Genomic DNA, 22,787 nt, shown 5'->3' on the forward strand with positions numbered 1-22,787 from the left:
ACTATCAGCTGTATACGCTCACTGAAAAAATAGGTCCACTGCGGGGTGCGCTCTGGCCCAGGTTAATCGGGGCGCTTTACCCCAGTGATGTGCAGCGAAAAGGAATGAGGCTGAAAGTTCTGCAGCCCCCGAGCGGCAAAAAAGTCCCGAATCAGATGGTCGAGCTGCGGGTCGCAGTAGTCCATGATTTCCTGGGTGTTGGTGCAGAACAAGTGATGATGCTCTGAGCAATCCGCATCGTACCGGCGCGAAGCCCCTTCTGCCGATGCTACGCGGCGAGTAAGGCCGGCCGCTACAAAGGCGTCGAGGGCTTTGTACACCGTACCCAGCGAAATGGTAGGTTCCTGCGTTACTACCCGGCGGTGTACCTGCTCCGCCGTTGGGTGGCCTGGCAGCGTCAGGAGGCTTTCTAGAATGACTACCCGCTGGCGGGTGGCCCGGAGGCCCGCCTGGCCTAAACGGCCGCGCAATTGGTCTTGAGTGGGCGGGGCTGAAAGAGAATGAGGATCAGTGGAATGGCTCACCAGACAAGAATAATTCTCCGCAAAGATACACAGATGCCCTTTTGCTGGGCAACGCTTTCGGCCAGAAACCCGCAAAAGACTCGGGCTGGTAAGGGCTACAATCAGTGAATTGCCTACTTAAAGTTTGCTCTCCGGGCCTGGCCTACAGACCGCTATCAGCGCAGGTGCTCGTGCGAGTCAGTGCGGCACACGAACTGAAAAGTTTGGCGAGTGCGTTGTTCCAGCAGCAGCTGGCGGTCCTCGGTCAGGCGCCGGATGCTGGCCGCGTTGTAGTTCTTAATAGTATACAGGTCTAGGCCGGTGTTATAGTGAATAGAGAACTGGTCGCGCAGCAGGGCCAGTAACTTATCGAGGCGGTAGGCTGAAAAATCAGTGCACACGGAAAAGCTGATAGCGGAGTTCTGCATCAGGTGAATCTTGAGCCGTACCTGAGCCAACGCGCCAAATATCACCTCCAGGTTTTCCTCCGAGATAAACGTCAGGTCCTTCGACTCAAATGACAGCAAACACTGGTTGGTTTTGCGGATGTAGGCGGGCGCCAGCAGACCGTGGCGGCAATTGTGAATCTTGGTGCCCTCCGCCGCTGGATCCAGAAACGACTTCACCAGCAGCGGAATCTGGCGGACGGCCAAGGGTTTTATAGTCTTCGGATGGATAACGGAGGCTCCGTAATACGCCATTTCAATGGTTTCCTGATAGCTCACCTCTGGGTAGCGCACCGTATCACGAAACACTTTGGGGTCGGCATTCAGCAGGCCTGCCACATCTTTCCAAATCACTACTGCTGCCGCATCCAGGCAGTAGGCCAGAATGGCGGCCGTGTAGTCTGAGCCTTCCCGGCCCAGGGTAGTGGTTTGTCCGCTAGCTGTGCCCCCAAAAAGCCTTGGGTAACCACGGGCCCTTGTTGCAACAGAGGGGGGACGGTGGTGCGTAGGGTGCGCTCCGTGGTAGGCCAGTCTAGGCGACCCTCGCGCCAGGTGTGGTCAGTACGAAGCAGGGGGCGGCAGTCTAACCATTGCGCTTGCAGGGCCTCCGCCACAATACGCGTGGCCAGCAACTCCCCGTAGCTAACTATCTGGTCATACTGCTTGTCGTAGTCGCCGGGGGTGAGGGTAGCCAGCCGGTCATGGAGCTGCTCCAGCAAGGCGTGCACGGGGTGACTGGGAGCAGCTGCCGCATCAGGAAAGAGCTCAGCCGCTACTACCCGGTGAAAGTCTGCTACTTGCGCAAAAGCCGCCTCATACTCCTGCCCATTGTAGGCCAGTTGAAATATCTCCTCAAGGGCATTAGTTGTTTTGCCCATGGCTGATACTACAATGAGCAGCTCAAGGCCCGCGCCCGTAGTAGCTACAATATGACGGAGGTTCCGGATGGCGGCGGCGTCCTTCACTGATGCGCCTCCGAACTTATAAATAGTAAGCTGATGCGGTTTCTGCATGGCCCCAAATGTAGGATGAACCGCCCAAAAGGTGCTGCTTCCAGTGGCTCATTCCGCAACAGCCAAGTACCTGCGCGTATGAGTATGGGTAATGCGGAGCGGAGATGGTAGCCTATTTTAACAGCATTGCTGCACGGACTGCCACTACGCTAGGCCACTACGCAGGCGGCTGGTTGCATTGGACTTATTGAATAGGTGCCCACCCAGTACAATGTTTACTAGGTATGAGGGGTAGCCCATAGCCCCTTTGCCAAAGCCCGGAAGAAAAGAGTAATTTTGACCACCCACCACCCGCACATTATTTACTTCCCTATGAATCAACACGACAAACTGGCCCTGCCCGTTGGCACTACTCTTGACCGCTTTATCATGCGTAAGCAGGAAGACTTTCCGTATGCCACCGGGGAGCTTTCCCAATTACTGCGTGATATTGCGTTGGCAGCCAAAATCGTGAACCGCGAAATAAACCGCTCCGGCCTGATTGATATTGCCGGCGCTTATGGCAACCGCAATGTGCAGGGCGAAGACCAGCAGAAGCTTGATGTTATTGCCAACATCCGCTTCATTCGGGCACTGCGCAACGGGGGAGAGGTATGCACCATCATTTCCGAGGAAGATGAGGACGTAATCCAGACGGGTAACGTGCAAGGCAAATACGTAGTAGCCATCGACCCCCTCGATGGCTCTTCTAACATTGACGTGAACGTTAGCATCGGGACCATCTTCAGCATCTATCGGCGCGTGTCGCCTACAGGGAGCGAAGGTACCAGTCAGGATTTCCTGCAGCCCGGGACTCATCAGGTTGCGGCCGGCTATGTTATCTATGGCTCCAGCACCATGATGGTGTACACCACCGGCAATGGCGTGAATGGCTTTACGTATGAGCCTTCACTGGGCGAGTTCTTCCTTTCGCACCCCAATATCCAAACTCCGAGTTCCGGCGCTATTTATTCTATCAACGAAGGAAGCTCAGAATCTTTTTCTGAGGGCATGAAAGCGTTTGTGTCGCACTGCAAAGAACAGAGCTATTCAGCGCGCTACATTGGGTCCCTGGTGGCTGACTTCCACCGGAATTTGCTCAAGGGTGGCATTTACGTGTATCCGCCCACCGCAAAGGCCCCCAACGGTAAGTTGCGCCTCATGTACGAGTGCAACCCGCTGGCCTTTATTGTGGAGCAGGCCGGAGGCAAATCCAGCAATGGCCGCCGCCGCACCATGGAAATTGAGCCCAAGGAAATGCACGAGCGGTGTCCGTTATTCATTGGCTCACCTGAGCTGGTAGATAAGGCTGAAGAGTTTTTGGCTAACGAACATGCTGCTAGCCAAGTAGTTAATGGCTAGGCCACTATAAAGGCAAAAATAATAAAGCCAAACGGCCTCCCGACGTGAGTCGGGAGGCCGTTTGGCTTTGGGTAAGCAGCAGAGACGCCGTAAAAGCTTACGCTTTTTTGCTGGCCTTCTTAGCTGTTTTGGGCGTAGCAGCCTCTGGGTTAGCGGCAGCGTTATCCTCCTCCGTTGCCGGAATGATGCCCGCGGTGCTCATGGCTTCATCGTTGGCTGGCACGTCCTGTTTAGCGGCTTTTGTAGCCTCCGTAGGAGTTGCTTCTTCAGTAGCCTCAGCCCCGTCAGTAGCAGGCGCCTGGTATTCCAGGGTGCTGCTTACAGCGCGGTACCAGGTCACCAGTTTCTTAATGTCTGACATGTATACCCGGTCACGGTCGTAGTCCGGAATAATCTCGCCCATAAAGGCCGTCAGATCCCGATCATCAGACTTGTTGCTCAAAGGCAACTCAGCGCCGTACTTCTGATGAATGCGGTCAAACACCTCGGTAAGGGGCACGGTCTGGTCGTAGTCCTGGGTATAAATAGAAATTTCATGGAGCAGCGACACCTTATTGCGGGCCGAGGCCACGGAACGGGTTGCTTTAGCATCCAGAGACTCAATAATAACGCCAGCGCGGGTGGGCTTCAGCAGGCGGTACAGACCGGGCATTCCGCTGATGGCGGCAACTTCCTTCAGGTCGTAGGGCATAAGAAAAAACAGTTGTTGAAAGTGCTAAGGTACGCAGTAGTAGCTGCCGGAGTAGGGTGCTAGAGCTTGAAGGTGATGGGCAGGCTAGTTAAAATAGCGTAATCAGGCTTTTTGAACTTCAGCAAGCGTGCAACGCGCAACGCTTCTTCACCACAACCACCGCCAATGTTCTTCACCAGCTTAATTCCGGAAAGAGTGCCGTCGGTATTGAGCGTGAAGCTTACAATGCACTGGCCCTGAATGCGGTTGCGCTTAGCCAGAATAGGGTATTTCAGCTCCTGAATAATAAAGGCGTACATGGCATCTTGGCCACCTTCGTAATATTCTGCTACCGGAATAGCCTTCTGCGCTGAAGCCGGTGCCTCTTGAGCAGGTGCGGTTTCTGGAGAAGGCGCATCCGTTTTAATTGGAGCCTTTTTCTGAGCCATAGCCGGCGCCGACAGGGCTAGCAAGCCGATACCCAGCAGGAGGGGGAATGTTTTCATGTAAATGAGAAAAGCGAAATGAAGTGTCTACGTATGACAACCCAGGCAATTACAAGGCCAAATTTACGTATTTGACGCTTCTTCAGCCAGTTGGCGGTTGACTTCTTCGATAAAGCCTAGCACTTCCTCCCGGCCTAGCTTTTCTTCTGCCGAAGTGATGAAGTGGCGCGGAACCTCATCCCACGTCTCTTCCATCTTGCGCAGGTAATCCACAACATTTTGCTGTGCGCGTGAACCCGAAAGTTTATCCGCCTTCGTAAATACCATTACAAATGGAATACCACCAGAACCAAGCGTTTCCATAAAATCAAGATCAACTGCTTGTGGCGGATGACGTGAATCCAGTAAAACAAAAACGCAGGCTAAATTTTCTCTTTTGTGTAAATAATAATTAATCATGCGGCCCCATTTTACACGGGCCTCTTTACTTACTTTGGCGTAACCGTAACCTGGTAAATCTACCAGGTACCACTCATTATTAATCAGGAAATGATTGATCAACTGAGTTTTACCTGGCAGTGAAGAAGTCTTTGCTAAACCTTTATGCCCAGTGAGCATATTGATTAAGGAAGACTTACCCACATTGGAGCGCCCAATAAAGGCGTATTCAGGAAGAGTAGGGGCAGGGCATTGCTCCACGCGGGAGTTGCTCATTAGAAATTTCGCTTCGCGAATTATCATAAGCGGCAGAATGATAAGCTACAAAGGTAGCCATTTACCTTGCTCAGTTATGTTACATTTTTTTTGTTCAAAACCTTGCTATTTAAGAAGCACGGCTATATTTGCGCTATTCCTATTCCAGAATCAAAGCATGATCAAATGAAAATCATTACTCTATAAGTGATGAAACAGCTTTCATTAATAGGATGCGAGAAAGGCCGTATTATAAAATTTCTATCTTTGGCCGCGAATTGACCTTGGGTAAGAATGCATACACCCAAGTATTTATAGATGGTAGCTTTTAATAATAGCTACAAAATCCATAAAAATACACGTAACAGCTTAACCCTGGCACCTATTTTCAGTATAAGAGGCAACTCATGAAAATCGTCGTTATCCAAGACGGCAGGTAGTCAAAATACTCTCCCTTGCAACTCCTTATTTCCCTAAACCCTCCTACAATGGACAACTTAGTCAGAAGGTTATTGAAGGCCTCGTGTGCGCTTGCGCTAACGGCGGCTGTGGCCCAACCTGCCCTGGCCCAAAGCACGCGTAAACAGCTAAAAACGGCTAATAAGTACTTTGATCAGGAGAATTACCGGGCTTCTATTCCTTTTTACGAACAAGTATTGGCCAAGGAGCCGAACAACGCTCTCGCGCTGTTTCGGGCTGGTATTGCCTACATGTCCTTCGATAAGGAAAAGGCTAGTGATTACATCTACAAAGCGCAAAAGCTGAAGCCGAAGGTTTCAAAAGATGTAGAATATTGGCTGGGCCGGGTAGATCACCTGAACTATAACTTCGACGAGGCTATTCAGCACTTCCAGGCGTACAACACTACCCTGAAGCAGAAAGACTCGCGCAAGAAGGAGCTAGCGCAGCTGATTCAGCACAGCAAAAACGCTAAAGTGCAGTTCAACAGTCCCAAGGATATCTTTGTAAAAAACCTTGGCCCCACCATTAACACGCAGTACTCAGAGCACAGCCCGGTTATCTCCAATGATGACAAACTGCTGCTGTTTACTTCGCGTGGCGAGAATGTAACTGGTGCCGGCGCCACCAACGGCAAAAGCAAGGGCAACGTTGCGGCCGATGGTGAATACTACGAAGACATCTTTGAGGCAAAGCGCATTGACGAGGATGAATGGGAAAAGCCTCGTTCACTGAGTGGTGCTTTGAACGGTAAAGGTCACGATGCTTCTATTCAGGTATTCGACAACGATACCAAAATGCTGATGTACCGTCAGGATGAAAATGGTGACATTTTCTATTCTGAGCGCTCTGGCGGCGACTGGACGGAGCCCAAGAAGTTGAATAATAATATCAACTCAAAGGCTTTTGAGTCTGATGCTTACATTACGCCAGATGGCAGGACCATCTACTTCTCTACGGGTAAGTTTTCTGAGGATGGTACGCTGGATATTTACTACTCTACTCGCCAGCCAGGCGGCGACTGGGGTCCTGCCAAGTCGGTAGGAGGAGCTATTAACACGCTCTACGATGATGATAGCCCTTATTTGAGCCGCGATGGTAAAACGTTGTACTTCTCTTCGCGTGGTCACAACACCATGGGTGGCTACGATATCTTCAAATCAGACTGGGACTCTGTAGGCAACAAGTGGGGCCGGCCAGAGAACATGGGCTACCCCATCAACACTCCCGACGATGATACCTATTATCGTTTAAGCCCTGATGGTAGCTATGCTTACCTGTCGTCGTACCGCATTGGTGGCTACGGTGAAAAGGATATCTACACCATCAACTACATCAAAAATGCCATCATTCGGGGTAAGGTGTTCAGCAAGCGCGACAGCAGCACCGTCATTCCGGGTGTAGAGCTGGTGTTCAGCGGCACTCAGGCCGACAAAACCGCCCTGAGCTACCGTGATGTAACCAAGCCTATCACCGGTGACTACCAAGTAAACGTGCTCTCGGGCCGTACGTACCAGGTAGCCGTGTCGAAGGACGGTAAAAACATTGAAACGCAGGAATTTGCCGTTCCGATTTCTACCAACGACTCAACGGTAGTAGAGAAGAACTTCTACGTTGACTACATCGATACTACCTCGATGCTAGCTTCGCAGTTCAAGAAGATCTACTTTGATACTGACAAGTACAACTTGCGGCCCGAGTCGATTCAGGAGTTGAACAACATCTCTAACATCCTGAAGGCTAACCCAGGCATCAACATCTCTATTGAAGGTCACTGCGACTCACGCAACACCGACGAGTACAACATTGTACTGGGCCAGAACCGCGCCAATGCTTCGTACAACTACCTGAAGAAGTCAGGTATACCTGAGACGCGCATGGTAACGGTTAGCTACGGTGAGCGTCGTCCGGCTGCCCCGAACGATTCGCCGGAGAACATGCAGCTTAACCGCCGCGTAGAGTTCCGCGTGATTCTAAAGGAAGGCGAAGCTATGCCTCAGTTCAATCCAGGGACGGGTGCCGGTACCGGCACCGGTACCACTAGTACCAGCACTACCAGCAGTTCGTCTAGCACTTCTCGTACTACCGTACCACTGGCACCTGGTAAGAGCAAAGTAAAACTGCCCGATGGCACTAAGGTAAAAACCAAGGTGGATGAGGACAGCGACAAAGTAAAAGTTAAAACTAAAGGTGCCAACGACGAGAAGAGCAAGACCGTAACCAAGGACGGTACCATCGACTCGAAGGTGAAAGAGGCTGATGGTTCTAAGACCAAAGTGAAGACCGACAACGACTAATCGTCTTGTAGTCAAGCTAGAAACGGGTCGGGCATTGTGCCCGACCCGTTTTTTTTCAACATAATGCCGGGGTTGGCGTTATGATGAAGCAATTTTGCCCTTGTTTTGCCGTTCTTCGCAATAAGCATTATGGCCGTAGTACCCTACAAAGACGACACCTCCGGCAAGAAGTCGCAGGTGGCGAACATGTTCAACAGCATTGCTGGCAAGTACGATTTCCTGAACCACTTCTTGAGTGCAGGCACTGATATCTACTGGCGGCGTAAGGCCGTGAGTGAGCTGAAGCAACTGCGTCCGGCACGAATTCTGGATATTGCCACAGGCACAGCTGATTTTGCTATTGAAACCCTTCGGGCCGCAGCTCCCGATGCCAAAGTCACGGGAGTTGACATCTCGGAGGGTATGTTAGACGTAGGCCGGCGTAAGCTGGAAGCGAAAGGCTTAAGCCACCGTATTAAGTTGGAGCTCGGTGATTCTGAAAGCCTGCCTTTCGCCGATAACGAGTTTGACGCTGTAACGGCTTCTTTTGGCGTGCGCAACTTCGAGAACCTGGAGAAGGGCCTAGCCGAAATGCGGCGAGTACTACGGCCTGGTGGTAAGTTGGTGGTATTGGAGTTTTCTAAACCCACCGCGTTTCCTCTCAAACAGGCCTACAACTTCTACTTCCGGCGAATACTGCCGGTATTTGGAAAACTTATTTCAAAAGACAACTCCGCCTACACCTACCTGCCCGAATCGGTGCAGGCATTTCCGGATGGCCCCGATTTTCTGGCCATTCTGCGTAAGGTCGGCTTTACCTCTCCTGCATGGCAACCCCTCACGTTCGGCATCAGCTCTATTTACACTGCACAAAAATAGGCCGGGTAGGCCTGTTGCTTCTGGCCGCCGCCACGCTTCCGTTTGCTGCTCAGGCCCAGAAAAAAAGCCGTAGCAGTGCAAGCCGGGGCCGGAATGGGCAGGTTAAATCCGTAACGGTAGAGAACCTGCCGGGCTACGATAGCCGCTCGCTGCACCTAGGCCTATACATTGCGCCTAATTTCTCGCGCTACAATATTGAGCAGTCGCCGGCGTACTTCAGCCAAGGGGTATCGGCCAATTCCATGATCAGCCCCGGCTTATCAGTTGGTTTTTTAGGTGACTTGCGCATTACGGATTATCTGAGCTTAAACGTTGCGCCAGGCGTCAGTTTTATGACGCGCCGGGTAGAGTTTAAGGAGTTGGGGTACGCACCACAAGAATCAGTTGATCCGGAGCCAGGAAAAATTACCAACCAGGAAATTGCCTCTACTCAGGTTGATTTGCCCTTGCTGCTCAAGCTTAAGTCGGAGCGGCGACGCAACACGCGGGTATACATAGTGGGTGGGGTAAAGCCTAACTTCAACATTGGCAACCGCCGCAAAGACCCAGAGGTAAATCTGCTTCAAGCGGCCAACTCCGATGTGGCTATTGAGTATGGAGTAGGCCTAGACTTGTTTTACCCATTTTTCAAGTTTTCACCGGAGCTGCGGTTTTCCCACGGCTTGAAAAACCTATACACTCCCGCAAATGATGTGTACAGCCGCAGCCTACAAAGCATGAAAACCAATACCGTGACCCTCTACCTGAATATCTGGTCGGGCCGCTAACTGTTTGTTCTAGATGACTAAAACCGCATTTATCACAGGAGCTTCGTCGGGTATAGGGTGGGCTACTGCCGTGGCACTAGGCCAGGCTGGCTTTCGATTGGTGCTTACCGGCCGCCGTCGTGACCGGCTGGAGGAGCTAGCCCGGGAGCTAGGCAACGTGCCTACCCATCTGCTCACGTTTGATGTTAGAAACCGCCAGGCAGTAGAAGAAGCGGTGCAAAGCTTGCCCGCAGAATTTCAGGATATTGATGTGCTCATCAACAATGCCGGCAATGCCCATGGCCTAGCACCCATCCAGGACGGGGATCCGCAGGATTGGGATGATATGATGGACGGTAACGTGAAAGGGCTGCTATACGTGAGTAAGGCTGTGCTGCCCAGCATGACCCGGCGCAATGTAGGCCACATCATCAACATAGGCTCAATTGCCGGGCATGAAACGTATGCCAACGGCAATGTGTATTGCGCATCAAAGGCGGCCGTAGCTGCTCTCACCAAGGGAATGCGCTTAGATCTGCTGCCCCACAATATTCGGGTGGCGGAGGTGAACCCGGGGGCAGTAGAAACGGAGTTTTCTCAGGTGCGTTTCAAGGGCGACAACGCCCGGGCTGCTACGGTATATCAAGGGTTTGAGCCGCTCAAAGCCACAGACGTAGCCGAACTGATTCAGTTTATGGTAACCCGTCCGGCCCACGTAAATATTGCCGAAGTACTGATACTACCGGCTGCGCAGGCTGCAGCTACCGTTATCAAGAAAGCCTAGCTATTTAAATAGGTCAGTAATGAGAAAAGTCCCGCTACCTAGCGGGGCTTTTCTCATTATGGAGAAAGAGGAATCACGCTGGTAATTGATCCAGGCCAGCTAGTCTGCGCAAAATGGGGCCGTTTAGTGTATGCTTCCCGGCAAAGGAAAGTATCTGAGCCTCTACACCCAGCTTGCGCAAAAAGTCTTGTTGCTGCACTACGTGTTCGGGTCTGATAAACTCATCCTCATCACCGCAAACCAAGGTTACCGACAAGTTCTGTAACAGGCGGGTGGCCACGGGAAACTCCATATCGGGCGGAAAAGCGCCAGCCCACAATATGAGATGAGCGGGCTTAAAATGTGCCCGCGACAACCACCGGCTCACGGTAGCGGCTCCCTGCGAGAACCCCAGCACTGTTACTGGCACTAAAAGCCCGGTTTCAGCAAGCACCAGATCAGCTAACTGGTTGAGGTAGTTCACGTAGTCGTCAATCTCCGTCAGGCGGTCTTCGCGAGTCATCCAGGTGGCGCCCACCCGCCCACCCGTGCCTTGCAGGTAGAAACGGGAGAGGCCCTCAGGAGCAATAACAACTAAATCAGGGTCCGCGTCGGTGAGTTGAGTGAAGTGCCGAATGAAATACGCAGCCAGCTGCCCATAGCCATGGCACACAAACCATATCCGCCGCGTGCTTCCCGACAGAATGCCTAACTGGTAATAGCGTGCCGTGCGGGTAACAGGCAAATGGTTTTCCTGGGCTGCCATCAGCAATTGTTCTAAAACGAATAGCCCTTATCGGGAAAAGAGCTTCATACGTGCCAGTACTAGCGCTATGTTATGGGGTATGCGCACGAAACCACAGCCCCAGGCGGAACCAGCCAGCAACAAACCGTGTCCTAAGCTCGGGGCTCCGGTAGGTCGGCGGCACTAAAGCCGAAGGGGAGCAGATCGGAGAGCGACCGAAAGCGATAGATGCTACCATTGGGGCCGGGGAGCAGCAGCGGAATAGCTTGCTGCTGCCGGTGCTCATACTCAGCCATTACCTGCCGGCAGGCACCGCAAGAAGAAACGGCCACAAAATCTCCGTCGGCGGGGCGGGCTACTACGGCCATTCCTACAATGTGGCGCTCTGGTTGGGAGGCTGCTAAGCCAAAAAGCGCCGTACGCTCGGCGCAAAGGCCAGAGGGAAACGCTGCGTTTTCTTGGTTGGTACCCCGAAAAATTGTTCCATCATCCAGCAGTAAAGCAGCGCCCACATGAAAGTGGGAGTAGGGGGCGTATGCGTGGTTGGTAGCAGCACGGGCCGCTTGCCAGGTAGCAGTTTCGGCGGGAGTGAGGTCGGCTTCGGATGTTACCTCAACGGTAATGGTAAGCTGTAGGGGATGGGCCATCTACGGGCGGGAAAGCATTCCGAGACCGAATAGCGGCCCCGGCGAGTGGAAAGGGGGCGGTGAATGTACTACAATTTCTCTAATCGTGTGCACGAAAAGCACGAGTGGAAGTGCGGGCGCAGATTGGTTAGCAGGTTTTTCCGATTATTGAGGACTAACTGCGGAGCCCTGATGGTTTCGTAGGCATCATCCCACCCACAGCTGCCCATGTCATATCGTATGTTATTGCTTGGGGCCGGGCGTTCGGCCTCTTCTCTTATAAACTACCTGCTGCACTACGCGCCCCAGGAAAACTGGCAACTGACCGTAGCAGATGTGAACCCCGCCCACATAGCGCCAGTATTAGCGGCGCATGCTCAATACGCCCGTGCCGTAGCCTTTGACATTCAGAATGAGGCTCGGCTGGAGGAACTGGTACAAGAGGCAGACCTGGTAATTTCTATGTTGCCAGCGCTCTTTCATCCCTTGGTTGCTCGGGCCTGCGTGCAGTATAAGCGCCATTTGGCTACTGCCAGCTATGTGAGTGAGCCTATTCGGGAGCTAGACCTTGATGCGCAGCAGGCTGGAATAACGCTACTCATGGAATGTGGCCTCGACCCCGGGCTCGACCATATGTCGGCTATGCAGGTTATTGACGAAGTGCGCGCCCAAGGCGGCCATATTAAAAGCTTCAAATCATACTGTGGGGGGCTGCTGGCTCCCGACTCAGAGGGTGAGAACCCCTGGAAATACAAGTTTACCTGGAACCCGCGCAACGTGGTGCTGGCTGGGCAGGGTACTGCCAAGTTCAAGCAAAACGGGCATTTGCGCTTTATCCCGTATCAGCAGCTGTTTGTGCAGACCGAGCAGATTGCGGTGCCGGGGTACGGACTGTTTGAGGGGTATGCGAACCGTGATTCATTGAGCTACCGCGCTCCGTATGGCCTAGAAGATATTCCTACCATTCTACGGGGTACGCTACGGCAGCCGGGGTATTGCGGGGGCTGGAGCGCTCTGGTCAAACTGGGCCTTACCGATGATTCTGGACCCTTAGGCAACCCCGCCGAGATGAGCTGGAAAGAACTTATGAGCGCCTATCTGCCCACGGCACCTACCGCACAAGAGTCAGTGCCTGAGTTGGTGGCCAAGCACCTGGGCCTGGCGCAAAATTCAGCAGATATGCAGCGCCTGCACTGGCTCGGCTTATTTACTGATGAGCCCGTAGGCCTAGCTAATGCCACCCCGGCCCAGCTGCTGGAGCATCTGCTCACCCGCAAGTGGCGGCTTGAGCCCACCGACCGGGATATGATTGTGATGCAGCATCTGTTCGAGTATGAGCTTGAGGGTGAATATTATGTTCACACATCTTCGCTCGTTGTACTCGGCGACGACAGCACGCATACGGCTATGGCCAAAACTGTAGGTCTGCCCCTGGGCATGGCCGTGCGCCGCCTGGCGCGGGGTGAAGTTCAGCAGCGAGGAGTAGTAATTCCTACCCAGGCCAGCCTATACACTCCGATATTAGCGGAGCTGGCGGAAGACTTCAACATCCGGTTCGAAGAGGAAAAGGCAATTCAGGCTAAACGCACTGTTGTAAGCAAGGCGGGTGCATAGGATGCCCTGAAAAGAGAAGTGGCTCACTACCAAGCTAGCAGCAGACACCTATACCGCAACAATAACTAGGGGGTACTACCTATCTGCTTATCTTAAATGCTGTGCACTGGGGTGGCATAATGATCTGGCAGGTATATCAACCAAAATTCTTTTTGAGAATAAAATCCTGTGTTTTCTCATTTTGAGGAAGCAACTACACAAGAAAGGTGTACTTTTATATGTAGTTACCTTAGTTTGATATACGTTAGCTCAACCGACTTACTTTTTCTTTCTTCGCTGGAAATTTAAATCCGTTCTAAACACCTATTGCACTAGAGCCACACCCCTCAAAGGTGTGGCTCTTACTTTGTATAATGTATTGAGTTCTAGAAAGTGCAGCAGGGCGAGCTTATAGCAAGTAAACACGCCCTTACGACCGGCTTACCCCTTCCTGCCCACCGGACTTGTGCAGATGAGTAGGGTTGTGAATAGCGACCTATCCCTCTAAGTCTCACTAGTGCCACTGGAGCACAAGCCGAGCGAGATGTCTAGAGCGCTAAGTAAAAAGGAGCCAGGAGCTGCTTAAAAGCCTCTGAATATGTTTCTGAAGCGGCTTCATGTAAACTGAGCTCCTGAGTATTTGTAGCAGATGCCTGCTTAGCAAAGGCAGTAATATAGCGCAAAGGCTTACTGTCGGGTCTATGGCGAATTACCAGCCGGGAGCTTAGGTAGAGGCCAGCCCGCGAAGCATCCCGCTCAAAATGCTGCATTTCAGGAGGTGGAAGCAGCACCGTGAGGTGGCCTAGCGGATCAAGGAACTGAGCTGCAAACTCGGCCAGCTCCTGAAAAGTAAGGGAATCGGGGGCGGTATGGCGGGCCGTGGTGCGCTGCGCATCAGGCGAGCGGAGCGAGTGCCGGAAGAAAGGCGGGTTGCAGATGATATGGTCAAAAACCTGGGGCTGAGTGGCCGCAAACTGGCCTAGCGAAGCTGCATGCACCGTAAGCCGGTTGCTCCAGGGGCTGGCACGAAAGTTTGCTGCCGCTTGGGTAGCAGCTGCTGCATCAAGTTCTACGGCCTCAATGTGAGCCGTAGGGTTGCGCTGCGCTGCCATAAGTGCCAGTAGGCCAGTGCCCGTGCCAATATCCAGAATCCGTTGCGCCGCGACCAGGTCAGCCACTGCGCCAAGTACGCAGGCATCGGTGCTCACCTTCATGGCGCACGCGCCTTGCTCTACCTTGAATTGCTTGAACTGGAAATAGGAGTTTGCCACGCCAAATCAGCTATGCAGTGGCCTAGGCGCGTTTGGCCTCCAGCAATTCGTAGCCTTCATCAATTAGCAGGGGGCCGTGCACTGCGCTGCGCACCGCCAGCTGGTCGCAGCGTTCATTTTCGGGGTGGCCGTTGTGGCCGCGTACCCAGCGGAACTGCACGTTGCGCTGACGGTACACTTTCACAAAACGGCGCCAAAGGTCTTCGTTCGCCTTTTTACCAAAATCGGGCTTGTTCATCCAGCCAAATACCCATTTCTTTTCCACGGCGTCTACCACGTACTTCGAGTCGGTCACAACGGTAATGGGCAGCTCGGGGCGCGTGATAGACTCTAGGCCTATAATCACGGCCAGCAACTCCATGCGGTTATTGGTGGTGAGGCGGAAGCCCTGGGTTAGTTCTTTCTCGTGCTGACCAAAGCGCAGGATTGCGCCGTAGCCGCCCGGCCCCGGGTTGCCCCGTGAGGAGCCATCGGTGAATAAGTAAATCAAACTGGGTATTACTTGTTTAGAGGGTATGATGGTTGTTGATGGCTGATGGCTGATGGCTGATGGCTGATGGTTGTCGAGGTGACGTGCATTGACCAGCAATCATTAACTACTAGCAATCAACCTTTCATTTAGAAATTCGATTTGAAGAGCTTGATGGCAATGGCCAGGAGAATCACGCCAAATACCCGGCGCAGAATGTCTTCGCCGGCTTTGCCCAGCTTCCGCTCAATCCAGGCGCTACTTTTCAGCACCAGATACACAAAGAGCAGGTTCACAAGCACGCCGGCCAGCACATTAGGCAACTGATAAGCTGCCCGCAACGACAGGAGCGTAGTCATGGTGCCGGCGCCCACAATCAGCGGAAACGCCAGCGGCACAATGGAGCCCGACGCCGCCAACGGGTTGTGCCGAAACAGCTCAATCCCCAGAATCATCTCCATGCCAATAAGGAAAATGATAACCGCGCCGGCCAGCGCGAACGACTGAAAGTCAACGCCGAATAAGGAAAGGATGCTTTGGCCCAGAAACAGAAACACCACCATCAGAACGCCCGCTACCAGCGTGGCCTTCTCTGAGTGAATTTTGCCCTCACGCTGCCGAATCTGGATGATGATTGGGATGGAGCCCAGAATATCAATTACGGCGAAGAGCGTGAGCGTAACAGAAGCTATTTCTTTGAGGCTGAACATAGGCGGAGTGGGGAGTAAGCGACTTAGTGGAATGGTGAGTTTAACGTGCCATCAGCACGAAATACTCGAGTAGTGTGGCCTAGACCTGTAACTCGGCAAACTCTCGGTTTCACTAAATCACTCACTCACCGATTAAGCAAATTCCTTGGCGAAGAACTGTACCAGTTGTTCAAAAGCCGCATCAGGAATGGCGGGAAAGTTGGCAATGCGCAAGCTGGTAGGTTTCCAGTTGCCGTAGCCACTCCCAAGCTGCAGGCCCTGCGCCAGGGCACGGCGCTTTACCTCGTCGATTAACGGGGCAGGACCCTGCAGGCCAATTACCGTGGTAGAGCGGGTTTCGGGAGTTTGCACCATGGGCGTAAGCTGGGTAGCCTGGTCAAAGTAATCGTAGAGCTTGCTTGCCCGATCCTGCAGGTGCTGATGCGTTACTTTAATGCCTGGGCGGTCGTGAAGGGTGCGGCTCAGCAAGTAGATTCCCAGCACGTTGGGCGTATGGGTGGTCTGGAAGTTGAGCATCTTCTCGTACTGGGCCGTGAGCGAGTTGTAGTGGCTGCGCTCATTGATCTTACGGAAGCGCTCTACCGCCCGCGGCGACAGGAGCATGATAGAGAGGCCAGCGGGCTGCCCAAAGCACTTCTGCACCGAGGCGTACCAGATATCAGCCTTGATATATTTCAGCTGAACCCCCCCCAAGGACGAGGTAGCGTCAACGGCCAGCAGCGTATTACCGGGCAGGCGGTTATACAGGTTCAGAATTACACCGTCGCGGAGCTGGGTGGCGTTGCTGGTCTCATTCTGCGTGATGCACACCAAATCCGTTTCCTCATCCAAGCCGGGCAGGTTGTTGGCGTTGGGAACTTCATCGAGGCCAAACTTAATGCCTGTGCTATTGGGACGCAGGGCCTTGGCGTAGTCGAACCATTTTTCTCCGAAAGCTCCGCTGTAGAGGTGCAGGCTCTTGTTGGGCGTCAGGCTTTGAGCTAATACTTCCCAGCATTCCGTGGCCGAGCTCATAAAGAACACGGTGTAGTCCTGAGGAATATTAAGCTTGTTTTTCAACTCAGCTACTGTCTGGCGCATGAGCTGCACAAACCGCTCACCGCGGTGCTGCGCCGATAGCCAGCCTTCGTCGAAGGCATCCTGAAGGTATTGGCGCACCTGAGGGTATACCTGCGACGGGCCGGGATTGAATGTATACATATAGAAGAAACAGCTAGGGAACGGGAAACACAAAGGTAGAAACAGAAAAACAGCGTGCAGGAGAAATACTCCCGGCGCGCGGCTGCTCAACCCTTAAATACAAAACAGCCAGCGGCCGCCAAACGCGGGTAAGCCAAGGTGCTTAAACGTACGCCGAGCACGGCTTCGTCAAAAGATCAGAATTTTTTGTGGTACCTAATGGCGCTCTACTGGCCTAGATCTTGAAGCCCACGCGCTTAGGGCGGAGGCCATCGAAGTAGTGCAGCGCTAAGCGGTAGCTGTCGAGCTTGAAACCGCTGATGCTACCGACGCAGTTGCGGCCGATGAGGCTTTTTTGGCGGAACTCCTCGCGGGCGTGCAGGTTGCTCAAGTGCACCTCCACCACGGGAGCGGCAATAGCTGCAATGGCGTCGGCAAGGGCCACGCTGGTGTGCGTGTAGCCGCCGGCATTGAACACAATGCCATGGTATGTGAACCCTACTTCATGCAGCTTGTCAAGCAGTTCGCCCTCGTGGTTGCTCTGGAAGTAAACCAGCTCAAACTGCGGGAAGGCCTCCTGTAGCTCCGGCAAGAAGTCGTCGAAGGAGCGGGTACCGTAGATGCCAGGCTCGCGCCGGCCAAGCAAGTTGAGGTTAGGGCCATTGAGCAGAAGGATTTGCATGGTATAGGGGCTGAGGGTGTTAGAGGCTTAAGGGCTTAGGTGGGTAAAGGTAACGTTGATTGTGGCACGTAATAGGATGGCTGATTTGATCAATAGTCGCCGCGCCTGACAAGGGCAGGCGCGGCGACTATTGCCCCGTACCTTTACTCACCCAAGATCCTAAGTTCCCAAAACCCCACACCATGTCTACCTGGTCCGTTGCCATCAAACAGTTTGAAGGGTACCTCCAACTGGAAAAGTCCCTTTCGGGCAACTCCGTGGAGGCCTACGTGCGCGATGTGAGCAAGCTGCAGCAATACCTAGAGCTGGAGAAGCTCCCGGCTTCGCCCCAGCAGGTTACTACCCGCATCCTGCGCGACTTCCTGACCTGGCTGGGGGGACTGGGCATGACCGCTACCTCCCAGGCCCGGACGCTGTCCGGAATTAAGGCCTTTTACAGCTTCCTGATTATGGAGGATATGCTGGCCCTTGACCCCACTGATACACTGGAGGCCCCCAAAACCGGCCGCAAGCTCCCCGACACGCTCAGCTACCCCGAGATTGAGCAGCTGCTGGAGGCTATTGACATGAGTACGCCCGAAGGGACCCGCAACCGGGCTATCCTGGAGGTGCTCTATAGCTCTGGCCTGCGCGTAAGTGAACTCACCGACCTGCGTCTATCTAACCTGTACGCCGACCAGGGCTTTGTGCGCGTAACCGGCAAGGGCAACAAAGAGCGTTTGGTGCCCATTGGGCGCGATGCGCTAAAACACCTGGGGTTCTACTTACAGGGCATCCGGGCCCATCTCGACATCAAGCCCGGCAACGAGGATGTTGTGTTCCTGAACAAGCGCGGCAGTAAGCTTTCCCGCGTGATGGTGTTCAACATCATCAAGGCAACCGCCGATAAAGCCGGCGTGCGCAAGAGCATTAGTCCGCATACCTTCCGGCATAGCTTTGCCACGCACCTCATTGAGGGCGGCGCCGACTTGCGCGCCGTGCAGGAGATGCTGGGCCACGAAAGCATTACCACCACTGAAATCTACACCCACCTCGACCGCGACTATCTGCGGCAGGTGATTACGGAGTTTCACCCGCGCAGCTAGAGCACCGTGAATGGCCTGGAACTGCTACAGCATATGCCTCGTTTGGCTGCCGCTAGCTTCTGCTAGCACCATGAAGGACTGCTATACACTTCCCGGCTAAGGTACTGGCCTAGTAGGTGTGGTATGTGGTGTTTGCGCAAACAGCAGGAGCAGGGGAGGAGTGAATACCCAGCGCAACTGCGCAATTCATAGACAGAATTATATTCTTATTATAGTCAACAGGAACTCAGATAGTCAGAGTGTGGGCTGCCTATAACTCAATGCAATTGCCTAGATTTGGTGCTTTGGTGCGTTAGAATGGCTAAAAATACCTACAAGCAACAACCCAACGCGGCCCCGAGCCGCGGCAACGAGCCCCGGCCGACTGAAGCGCGCCCTACGCGTAATCAGTCGCGGCCGGCTGCCGCTGAACCTGCGCGCGAAACCCGCCGCAACGAGCCGAAAGGCACTACTGCGCCCAAAGCGCCTCGCAAGCCCCTGAAGATGCCCTCCATTCGGTTGGGTGGCGTGTTCGGCTTCCTGCGCGACCGGCGTTTCCAGCTTTTCCTCGGCTTCTTCTTCCTACTGTCCTCCATCTACCTGACCATTGCCTTCCTGTCGTTCCTGTTCACGGGACATGCCGATCAGAGCGTGGTGGAAACCTTGGGGAGCACACCCGTGAAAGATGCTGGCCAGGAAACGGGCAACTGGCTAGGCCTGGTAGGTGCGGTGTTTGCCCAGGCTCTTATTTACAAAGGCTTTGGGGTAGCGGCGTTTGCAGTGGTGCCCATTGTGTTTTTCCTGGGCTATAAAATTGTGTTCCGCCGCGCGGGCCTATCAATTAGCTATGTGCTGAGCCTGTGCCTGTTCACGATGCTGTGGCTGAGCGTGTTGCTGGGCTACGTGGTTCTGACCATTCAGGCACCCGATGCCGACCCCACCCTGGCACACCGCCTTGATTTCCTGTGCGGGGGCATAGGCTACGAAACCGCCCTCTGGCTTGATAGCCTGATTGGGTGGGGTACGGTACTGCTGCTGGCCTTTGTACTGATTTCCTTCGTGGTATTCTTCTTCAATGTAACTACGCTCAACCTCACCATCCGCCGGAGTGGAGAAGAGGTGGACGAAGATGAAGGCATCAGTGACAATCCTTTCAGCCGGCCCGAGCCAGCAGGTAACCGGGCAGCGTATGCTGCTGCCAACGAGCCTGAGGAGGAGAAAGAAGAGGATTCCTTGGGTATTACACTGAAAAGAGTGGGGCCGCTGGCAGCAGCCCCACTCATACCTGCCCCTTCCAGCTTTGATGATTACGATGAGGAGGAAGAAGACTATCAGCCGGAGCCAGTACGCACTGGCCCGGTTGTGCCATCTGGGCCGTCCTTTAGCGTAGCTGCTCCAGCGGCTGCCGCCGCAGCTACAGTAGCTGCCGGTGGCCTAGCTACCTCATCTGGCGCCACTGCGCTGCCCCTAACGGTTGCTTCAGCGGCGGCTAGTGCTGTTGGGGCGGCAGCTCCCGCGGTGGCGGGCCCAAGCTTCTCGTTTGAGGCACCCGTGGCCGATGCTCCGGCTGTAACTCCCGTAAGCTCCAGCATCCCCACGCCGCTATCATTGGCCGACCTGGCTGATGACAACGCGTCATTGCCTGTACCCGCACCCGCTCCGGTAGCGGCCACGCCGGTTTCATCAATCACCAGTGGGTTGTCGTTTGAAGTAGAAGATGCTACTTCCCATGAGCTAGACCCCTCAGCGGGGGCCGACATGGCCGTAATTGCCGAGGAGGAAGAGGATGCGGAGGTAATGCCCGCCGGCGACTACGACCCCACGCTGGATCTGCCGCGTTATCAGTACCCCACCCTGGAACTGCTCAACGACTACGGAGTGGCCAAAGCGCAGGTGACCAAAGAGGAGCTGGAAGCCAACAAAGACCGCATTGTAGAAACGCTAGGCCACTACGGTATCAACATCGCCAGCATTAAGGCCACCATTGGCCCCACGGTTACGCTCTATGAGATTGTGCCCGACGCTGGCGTGCGTATCTCCAAGATCAAGAGCCTTGAAGATGATATTGCCCTGAGCCTCGCAGCCCTGGGTATCCGTATCATTGCTCCCATTCCGGGCAAGGGCACTATTGGTATTGAAGTGCCAAATGCCAAGAAGGAAATGGTGAGCATCCGCTCGGTATTCAACACCGAGAAGTTCATCAACAGCGAAATGGACCTGCCTATTGCCTTTGGGCGCACCATCACCAACGAGGTGTTTGTAGTAGACCTGGCCAAGATGCCGCACTTGCTTATGGCGGGGGCAACGGGCCAGGGTAAGTCGGTGGGCCTAAACGTGATTTTGGCCTCGCTGTTATACAAGCGCCACCCGTCGCAGCTAAAGTTTGTGCTGGTTGACCCCAAAAAGGTAGAACTGAGCATCTTCAATAAGATTGAGCGCCACTTCCTAGCCAAGCTGCCCGATACTGATGAGCCGATTATCACCGACACAAAGAAGGTGGTAAACACGCTCAACTCGTTGTGCATGGAAATGGACCGGCGCTACGACCTGCTGAAAGACGCTGGCTGCCGCAACCTAAAAGAGTACAACCGCAAGTTTGTGGAGCGCCGCCTCAACCCCAAGAAAGGCCACCGCTACATGCCCTTTATTGTACTGGTGATTGACGAGTTGGCTGACCTGATGATGACGGCCGGCAAAGAAGTGGAAACTCCTATTGCCCGGTTGGCCCAGCTGGCCCGGGCTATTGGTATTCACCTGATTGTGGCCACCCAGCGCCCTTCGGTAAACGTTATTACCGGTATCATCAAGGCCAACTTCCCCTGCCGGATTTCCTTCAAGGTGACCTCAAAGATTGACTCCCGGACTATTCTTGATGCCGGCGGTGCCGATCAGCTGGTTGGTCAGGGTGACATGCTTATCTCCCAGGGCTCCGATATGATTCGGGTGCAGTGCGCCTTCATTGATACGCCCGAAGTTGACCACCTCTGCGACTACATTGGTGAGCAGCAGGGCTACCCCGATGCCTATCACTTGCCCGAAGTAGTAGGGGAAAGCGGCAGCGGCAACGGCGACATGGAGGACATGGACCCCGCTCAGCGCGATTCGATGTTCGAGGAAGCGGCCCGGGTTATTGTTACGCACCAGCAGGGCAGCACCTCTCTGCTGCAGCGCCGCCTGAAGCTGGGCTACAACCGCGCCGGTCGCCTCATCGACCAGCTGGAGCACGCCGGTATTGTTGGGCCCTTCGAAGGCAGCAAGGCACGAGAGGTTTTAATTCCGGATGAGTATAGTTTGGAACAGTTGTTGAATACTCTACCAAAATAGTCCGTAGTACTGCATTACATGGGACTTTATTCGGGATTCGATTGTTTAAACTTTGCGTCCCTCTTTATGTCTTAACGCGTACTACTCCAACACACCTCTTTTTTAAGAAATGAAAAAATATCTCGCTCTGCTCGCTTTATCGGTGTCGGTCTCGACGGCTGCTTCGGCGCAACAAGATCCTAAAGCCGGTAAGATCCTCGACCAGATGAGTGCGAAATACCAGGCTATGAAGGCTTTCAGGGCCTCATTTACCCAAACTCTGGAGAATGACGCCGCTAAGGTGAAGGAAAATCTGAGCGGCGACATTACGGTGAGCGGCCAGAAGTTTCGCCTGAAGATGAGCGGCCAGGAGGTAATCAACAACGGCCAAACCATGTGGACCTACATGAAGGCCGAAAACGAGGTGAACATCTCGGATTATGACCCCGAAGACCAGGAGATTTCACCCTCCCAGATCTATACTCTGTACAAGAAAGGCTACAAGTATGCCTATGTAGAGGAAGGCAAAGAGGGTGGAGAAGCCGTCGACATAATTGAGTTGTCGCCGGAAGATCGGTCGAACCCCGTGTTTAAGGTGCGTTTGAAGGTTAGCAAAGCAGATAAATCGGTGAAAAGCTGGCAGATGTTCAAAAAGAACGGCAACCGCTACACCTATAAGATCAGCAAGTTTCAGCCAAATCCTCCGGTTGATGCTACTACCTTCAACTTCGACAAATCGAAATACAAAGGGGTAAAGGTGATTGACCTGCGCTAGGCCACTCCTGCCTCTTTACACAGCCCGCTCCTGCAGTCAGCAGGAGCGGGCTGTTTGTTTTTGGACGCTTCCAGCGCGCATATTGGCAAGCAGGCAATACATTCGTTGCTGAAGGGTGCTAATTAGGATTATATT

General features: G+C 53.7%; 22 protein-coding genes. 9 read left to right on the top strand and 13 right to left on the bottom strand.

Annotated features, from left to right (window positions below):
- Positions 1 to 62: 62 nt before the first annotated feature.
- From HMJ29_RS16300 to HMJ29_RS20535, 3 genes are all read right to left on the bottom strand, one after another.
- On the bottom strand, positions 63 to 524 hold the full coding sequence (locus HMJ29_RS16300) for a Fur family transcriptional regulator (protein ID WP_171592484.1): 462 nt from the start codon (positions 522 to 524) through the stop codon (positions 63 to 65).
- A gap of 155 nt (positions 525 to 679) precedes the next feature.
- Positions 680 to 1,369 carry an amino acid kinase family protein gene (locus HMJ29_RS20530; RefSeq protein ID WP_253805678.1) on the bottom strand — a complete coding sequence of 230 codons (690 nt, stop codon included), beginning with the start codon at positions 1,367 to 1,369 and terminating at the stop codon, positions 680 to 682.
- Positions 1,303 to 1,962 (bottom strand): amino acid kinase family protein, encoded by a 660-nt coding sequence (locus HMJ29_RS20535; protein WP_253805650.1) that lies wholly within the window; start codon positions 1,960 to 1,962, stop codon positions 1,303 to 1,305. The genes HMJ29_RS20530 and HMJ29_RS20535 overlap by 67 nt, the downstream gene beginning before the upstream one ends.
- 312 nt (positions 1,963 to 2,274) lie before the next feature.
- Here HMJ29_RS20535 and fbp point away from each other — a divergent pair, with 312 nt between their 5' ends.
- Positions 2,275 to 3,303: a class 1 fructose-bisphosphatase gene (gene fbp / locus HMJ29_RS16310; protein ID WP_171592485.1), complete on the top strand. Its 1,029-nt coding sequence runs from the start codon at positions 2,275 to 2,277 to the stop codon at positions 3,301 to 3,303.
- Between the two features lie 97 nt (positions 3,304 to 3,400).
- Here the strand turns inward: fbp and HMJ29_RS16315 are convergent, their stop codons facing one another.
- The 3 genes from HMJ29_RS16315 to yihA all read right to left on the bottom strand — a co-directional run bounded on the left by HMJ29_RS16315 (position 3,401) and on the right by yihA (position 5,160).
- A complete protein-coding gene (locus HMJ29_RS16315; protein ID WP_171592486.1) occupies positions 3,401 to 3,994 on the bottom strand; it encodes a DUF5606 family protein in 594 nt (197 codons plus the stop codon).
- Positions 3,995 to 4,053: 59 nt separating this feature from the next.
- The gene (locus tag HMJ29_RS16320; RefSeq protein ID WP_244679134.1) at positions 4,054 to 4,479 is read right to left on the bottom strand and encodes an energy transducer TonB; all 426 of its coding nucleotides are present in this window, start codon (positions 4,477 to 4,479) and stop codon (positions 4,054 to 4,056) included.
- A gap of 63 nt (positions 4,480 to 4,542) precedes the next feature.
- Positions 4,543 to 5,160 carry a ribosome biogenesis GTP-binding protein YihA/YsxC gene (yihA, locus tag HMJ29_RS16325; protein ID WP_171592487.1) on the bottom strand — a complete coding sequence of 206 codons (618 nt, stop codon included), beginning with the start codon at positions 5,158 to 5,160 and terminating at the stop codon, positions 4,543 to 4,545.
- A gap of 500 nt (positions 5,161 to 5,660) precedes the next feature.
- Between yihA and HMJ29_RS16330 the strand changes: the two genes are divergently transcribed.
- The 4 genes from HMJ29_RS16330 (at position 5,661) to HMJ29_RS16345 (ending at position 10,256) form a co-directional block, all read left to right on the top strand.
- Positions 5,661 to 7,868, top strand: coding sequence for an OmpA family protein (locus HMJ29_RS16330; RefSeq protein WP_244679133.1), 2,208 nt, complete (start codon positions 5,661 to 5,663; stop codon positions 7,866 to 7,868).
- 129 nt (positions 7,869 to 7,997) lie between these two features.
- Entirely contained in the window at positions 7,998 to 8,726 is a 729-nt protein-coding gene (ubiE, locus tag HMJ29_RS16335) for a bifunctional demethylmenaquinone methyltransferase/2-methoxy-6-polyprenyl-1,4-benzoquinol methylase UbiE (protein WP_171592489.1), read from the top strand.
- Positions 8,675 to 9,493 carry a type IX secretion/gliding motility protein PorT/SprT gene (gene porT / locus HMJ29_RS16340; RefSeq protein WP_171592490.1) on the top strand — a complete coding sequence of 273 codons (819 nt, stop codon included), beginning with the start codon at positions 8,675 to 8,677 and terminating at the stop codon, positions 9,491 to 9,493. Before ubiE ends, porT begins: the two co-directional genes overlap by 52 nt.
- Before the next feature lie 13 nt (positions 9,494 to 9,506).
- Complete coding sequence (locus HMJ29_RS16345; RefSeq protein ID WP_171592491.1) at positions 9,507 to 10,256, top strand: SDR family NAD(P)-dependent oxidoreductase; 750 nt, start codon at positions 9,507 to 9,509, stop codon at positions 10,254 to 10,256.
- 73 nt (positions 10,257 to 10,329) lie between these two features.
- Here the strand turns inward: HMJ29_RS16345 and HMJ29_RS16350 are convergent, their stop codons facing one another.
- Positions 10,330 to 11,001: an alpha/beta hydrolase gene (locus HMJ29_RS16350; RefSeq protein ID WP_171592492.1), complete on the bottom strand. Its 672-nt coding sequence runs from the start codon at positions 10,999 to 11,001 to the stop codon at positions 10,330 to 10,332.
- 131 nt (positions 11,002 to 11,132) lie between these two features.
- On the bottom strand, positions 11,133 to 11,627 hold the full coding sequence (cdd, locus tag HMJ29_RS16355) for a cytidine deaminase (protein WP_171592493.1): 495 nt from the start codon (positions 11,625 to 11,627) through the stop codon (positions 11,133 to 11,135).
- Between the two features lie 207 nt (positions 11,628 to 11,834).
- Between cdd and HMJ29_RS16360 the strand changes: the two genes are divergently transcribed.
- Positions 11,835 to 13,220 (top strand): saccharopine dehydrogenase C-terminal domain-containing protein, encoded by a 1,386-nt coding sequence (locus tag HMJ29_RS16360; RefSeq protein WP_171592494.1) that lies wholly within the window; start codon positions 11,835 to 11,837, stop codon positions 13,218 to 13,220.
- A gap of 527 nt (positions 13,221 to 13,747) precedes the next feature.
- On the opposite strand, the gene HMJ29_RS16365 is transcribed toward HMJ29_RS16360, so the two are convergent.
- The 5 genes from HMJ29_RS16365 to aroQ form a co-directional block, all read right to left on the bottom strand.
- On the bottom strand, positions 13,748 to 14,470 hold the full coding sequence (locus tag HMJ29_RS16365; protein WP_244679132.1) for a tRNA1(Val) (adenine(37)-N6)-methyltransferase: 723 nt from the start codon (positions 14,468 to 14,470) through the stop codon (positions 13,748 to 13,750).
- A 22-nt stretch (positions 14,471 to 14,492) separates the two neighbouring features.
- Positions 14,493 to 14,960: a ribonuclease HI gene (gene rnhA, locus HMJ29_RS16370; protein ID WP_171592495.1), complete on the bottom strand. Its 468-nt coding sequence runs from the start codon at positions 14,958 to 14,960 to the stop codon at positions 14,493 to 14,495.
- 128 nt (positions 14,961 to 15,088) lie between these two features.
- Entirely contained in the window at positions 15,089 to 15,649 is a 561-nt protein-coding gene (locus HMJ29_RS16375) for a MarC family protein (protein ID WP_171592496.1), read from the bottom strand.
- 132 nt (positions 15,650 to 15,781) lie between these two features.
- Positions 15,782 to 16,849 carry an aminotransferase class V-fold PLP-dependent enzyme gene (locus HMJ29_RS16380; protein ID WP_171592497.1) on the bottom strand — a complete coding sequence of 356 codons (1,068 nt, stop codon included), beginning with the start codon at positions 16,847 to 16,849 and terminating at the stop codon, positions 15,782 to 15,784.
- A 214-nt stretch (positions 16,850 to 17,063) separates the two neighbouring features.
- Positions 17,064 to 17,510: a type II 3-dehydroquinate dehydratase gene (aroQ, locus tag HMJ29_RS16385; protein WP_171592498.1), complete on the bottom strand. Its 447-nt coding sequence runs from the start codon at positions 17,508 to 17,510 to the stop codon at positions 17,064 to 17,066.
- 182 nt (positions 17,511 to 17,692) lie between these two features.
- Here aroQ and xerD point away from each other — a divergent pair, with 182 nt between their 5' ends.
- From xerD to lolA1, 3 genes are all read left to right on the top strand, one after another.
- Positions 17,693 to 18,595, top strand: a complete 903-nt coding sequence (gene xerD / locus HMJ29_RS16390; RefSeq protein WP_171592499.1) for a site-specific tyrosine recombinase XerD — start codon at positions 17,693 to 17,695, stop codon at positions 18,593 to 18,595.
- Positions 18,596 to 18,892: 297 nt separating this feature from the next.
- Positions 18,893 to 21,898, top strand: a complete 3,006-nt coding sequence (locus tag HMJ29_RS16395) for an FtsK/SpoIIIE family DNA translocase (protein WP_171592500.1) — start codon at positions 18,893 to 18,895, stop codon at positions 21,896 to 21,898.
- Positions 21,899 to 22,007: 109 nt separating this feature from the next.
- Positions 22,008 to 22,652, top strand: a complete 645-nt coding sequence (lolA1, locus tag HMJ29_RS16400) for an outer membrane lipoprotein periplasmic chaperone LolA1 (RefSeq protein ID WP_171592501.1) — start codon at positions 22,008 to 22,010, stop codon at positions 22,650 to 22,652.
- Positions 22,653 to 22,787 lie beyond the last annotated feature (135 nt).

The sequence above is a fragment of the Hymenobacter taeanensis genome, assembly GCF_013137895.1.
In the GTDB taxonomy this organism is placed as follows: domain Bacteria; phylum Bacteroidota; class Bacteroidia; order Cytophagales; family Hymenobacteraceae; genus Hymenobacter; species Hymenobacter taeanensis.

What these genes read in the sequence shown, in the direction of transcription:
- HMJ29_RS20535 (WP_253805650.1), bottom strand. Translation starts at nt 1,962, where the DNA reads ATGCAGAAACCGCATCAGCTTACTATTTATAAGTTCGGAGGCGCATCA.
- fbp (WP_171592485.1), top strand. Translation starts at nt 2,275, where the DNA reads ATGAATCAACACGACAAACTGGCCCTGCCCGTTGGCACTACTCTTGAC.
- HMJ29_RS16315 (WP_171592486.1), bottom strand. Translation starts at nt 3,994, where the DNA reads ATGCCCTACGACCTGAAGGAAGTTGCCGCCATCAGCGGAATGCCCGGT.
- HMJ29_RS16320 (WP_244679134.1), bottom strand. Translation starts at nt 4,479, where the DNA reads ATGAAAACATTCCCCCTCCTGCTGGGTATCGGCTTGCTAGCCCTGTCG.
- yihA (WP_171592487.1), bottom strand. Translation starts at nt 5,160, where the DNA reads ATGATAATTCGCGAAGCGAAATTTCTAATGAGCAACTCCCGCGTGGAG.
- ubiE (WP_171592489.1), top strand. Translation starts at nt 7,998, where the DNA reads ATGGCCGTAGTACCCTACAAAGACGACACCTCCGGCAAGAAGTCGCAG.
- porT (WP_171592490.1), top strand. Translation starts at nt 8,675, where the DNA reads ATGGCAACCCCTCACGTTCGGCATCAGCTCTATTTACACTGCACAAAA.
- HMJ29_RS16345 (WP_171592491.1), top strand. Translation starts at nt 9,507, where the DNA reads ATGACTAAAACCGCATTTATCACAGGAGCTTCGTCGGGTATAGGGTGG.
- HMJ29_RS16350 (WP_171592492.1), bottom strand. Translation starts at nt 11,001, where the DNA reads ATGGCAGCCCAGGAAAACCATTTGCCTGTTACCCGCACGGCACGCTAT.
- cdd (WP_171592493.1), bottom strand. Translation starts at nt 11,627, where the DNA reads ATGGCCCATCCCCTACAGCTTACCATTACCGTTGAGGTAACATCCGAA.
- HMJ29_RS16360 (WP_171592494.1), top strand. Translation starts at nt 11,835, where the DNA reads ATGTCATATCGTATGTTATTGCTTGGGGCCGGGCGTTCGGCCTCTTCT.
- HMJ29_RS16375 (WP_171592496.1), bottom strand. Translation starts at nt 15,649, where the DNA reads ATGTTCAGCCTCAAAGAAATAGCTTCTGTTACGCTCACGCTCTTCGCC.
- HMJ29_RS16380 (WP_171592497.1), bottom strand. Translation starts at nt 16,849, where the DNA reads ATGTATACATTCAATCCCGGCCCGTCGCAGGTATACCCTCAGGTGCGC.
- aroQ (WP_171592498.1), bottom strand. Translation starts at nt 17,510, where the DNA reads ATGCAAATCCTTCTGCTCAATGGCCCTAACCTCAACTTGCTTGGCCGG.
- xerD (WP_171592499.1), top strand. Translation starts at nt 17,693, where the DNA reads ATGTCTACCTGGTCCGTTGCCATCAAACAGTTTGAAGGGTACCTCCAA.
- HMJ29_RS16395 (WP_171592500.1), top strand. Translation starts at nt 18,893, where the DNA reads ATGGCTAAAAATACCTACAAGCAACAACCCAACGCGGCCCCGAGCCGC.
- lolA1 (WP_171592501.1), top strand. Translation starts at nt 22,008, where the DNA reads ATGAAAAAATATCTCGCTCTGCTCGCTTTATCGGTGTCGGTCTCGACG.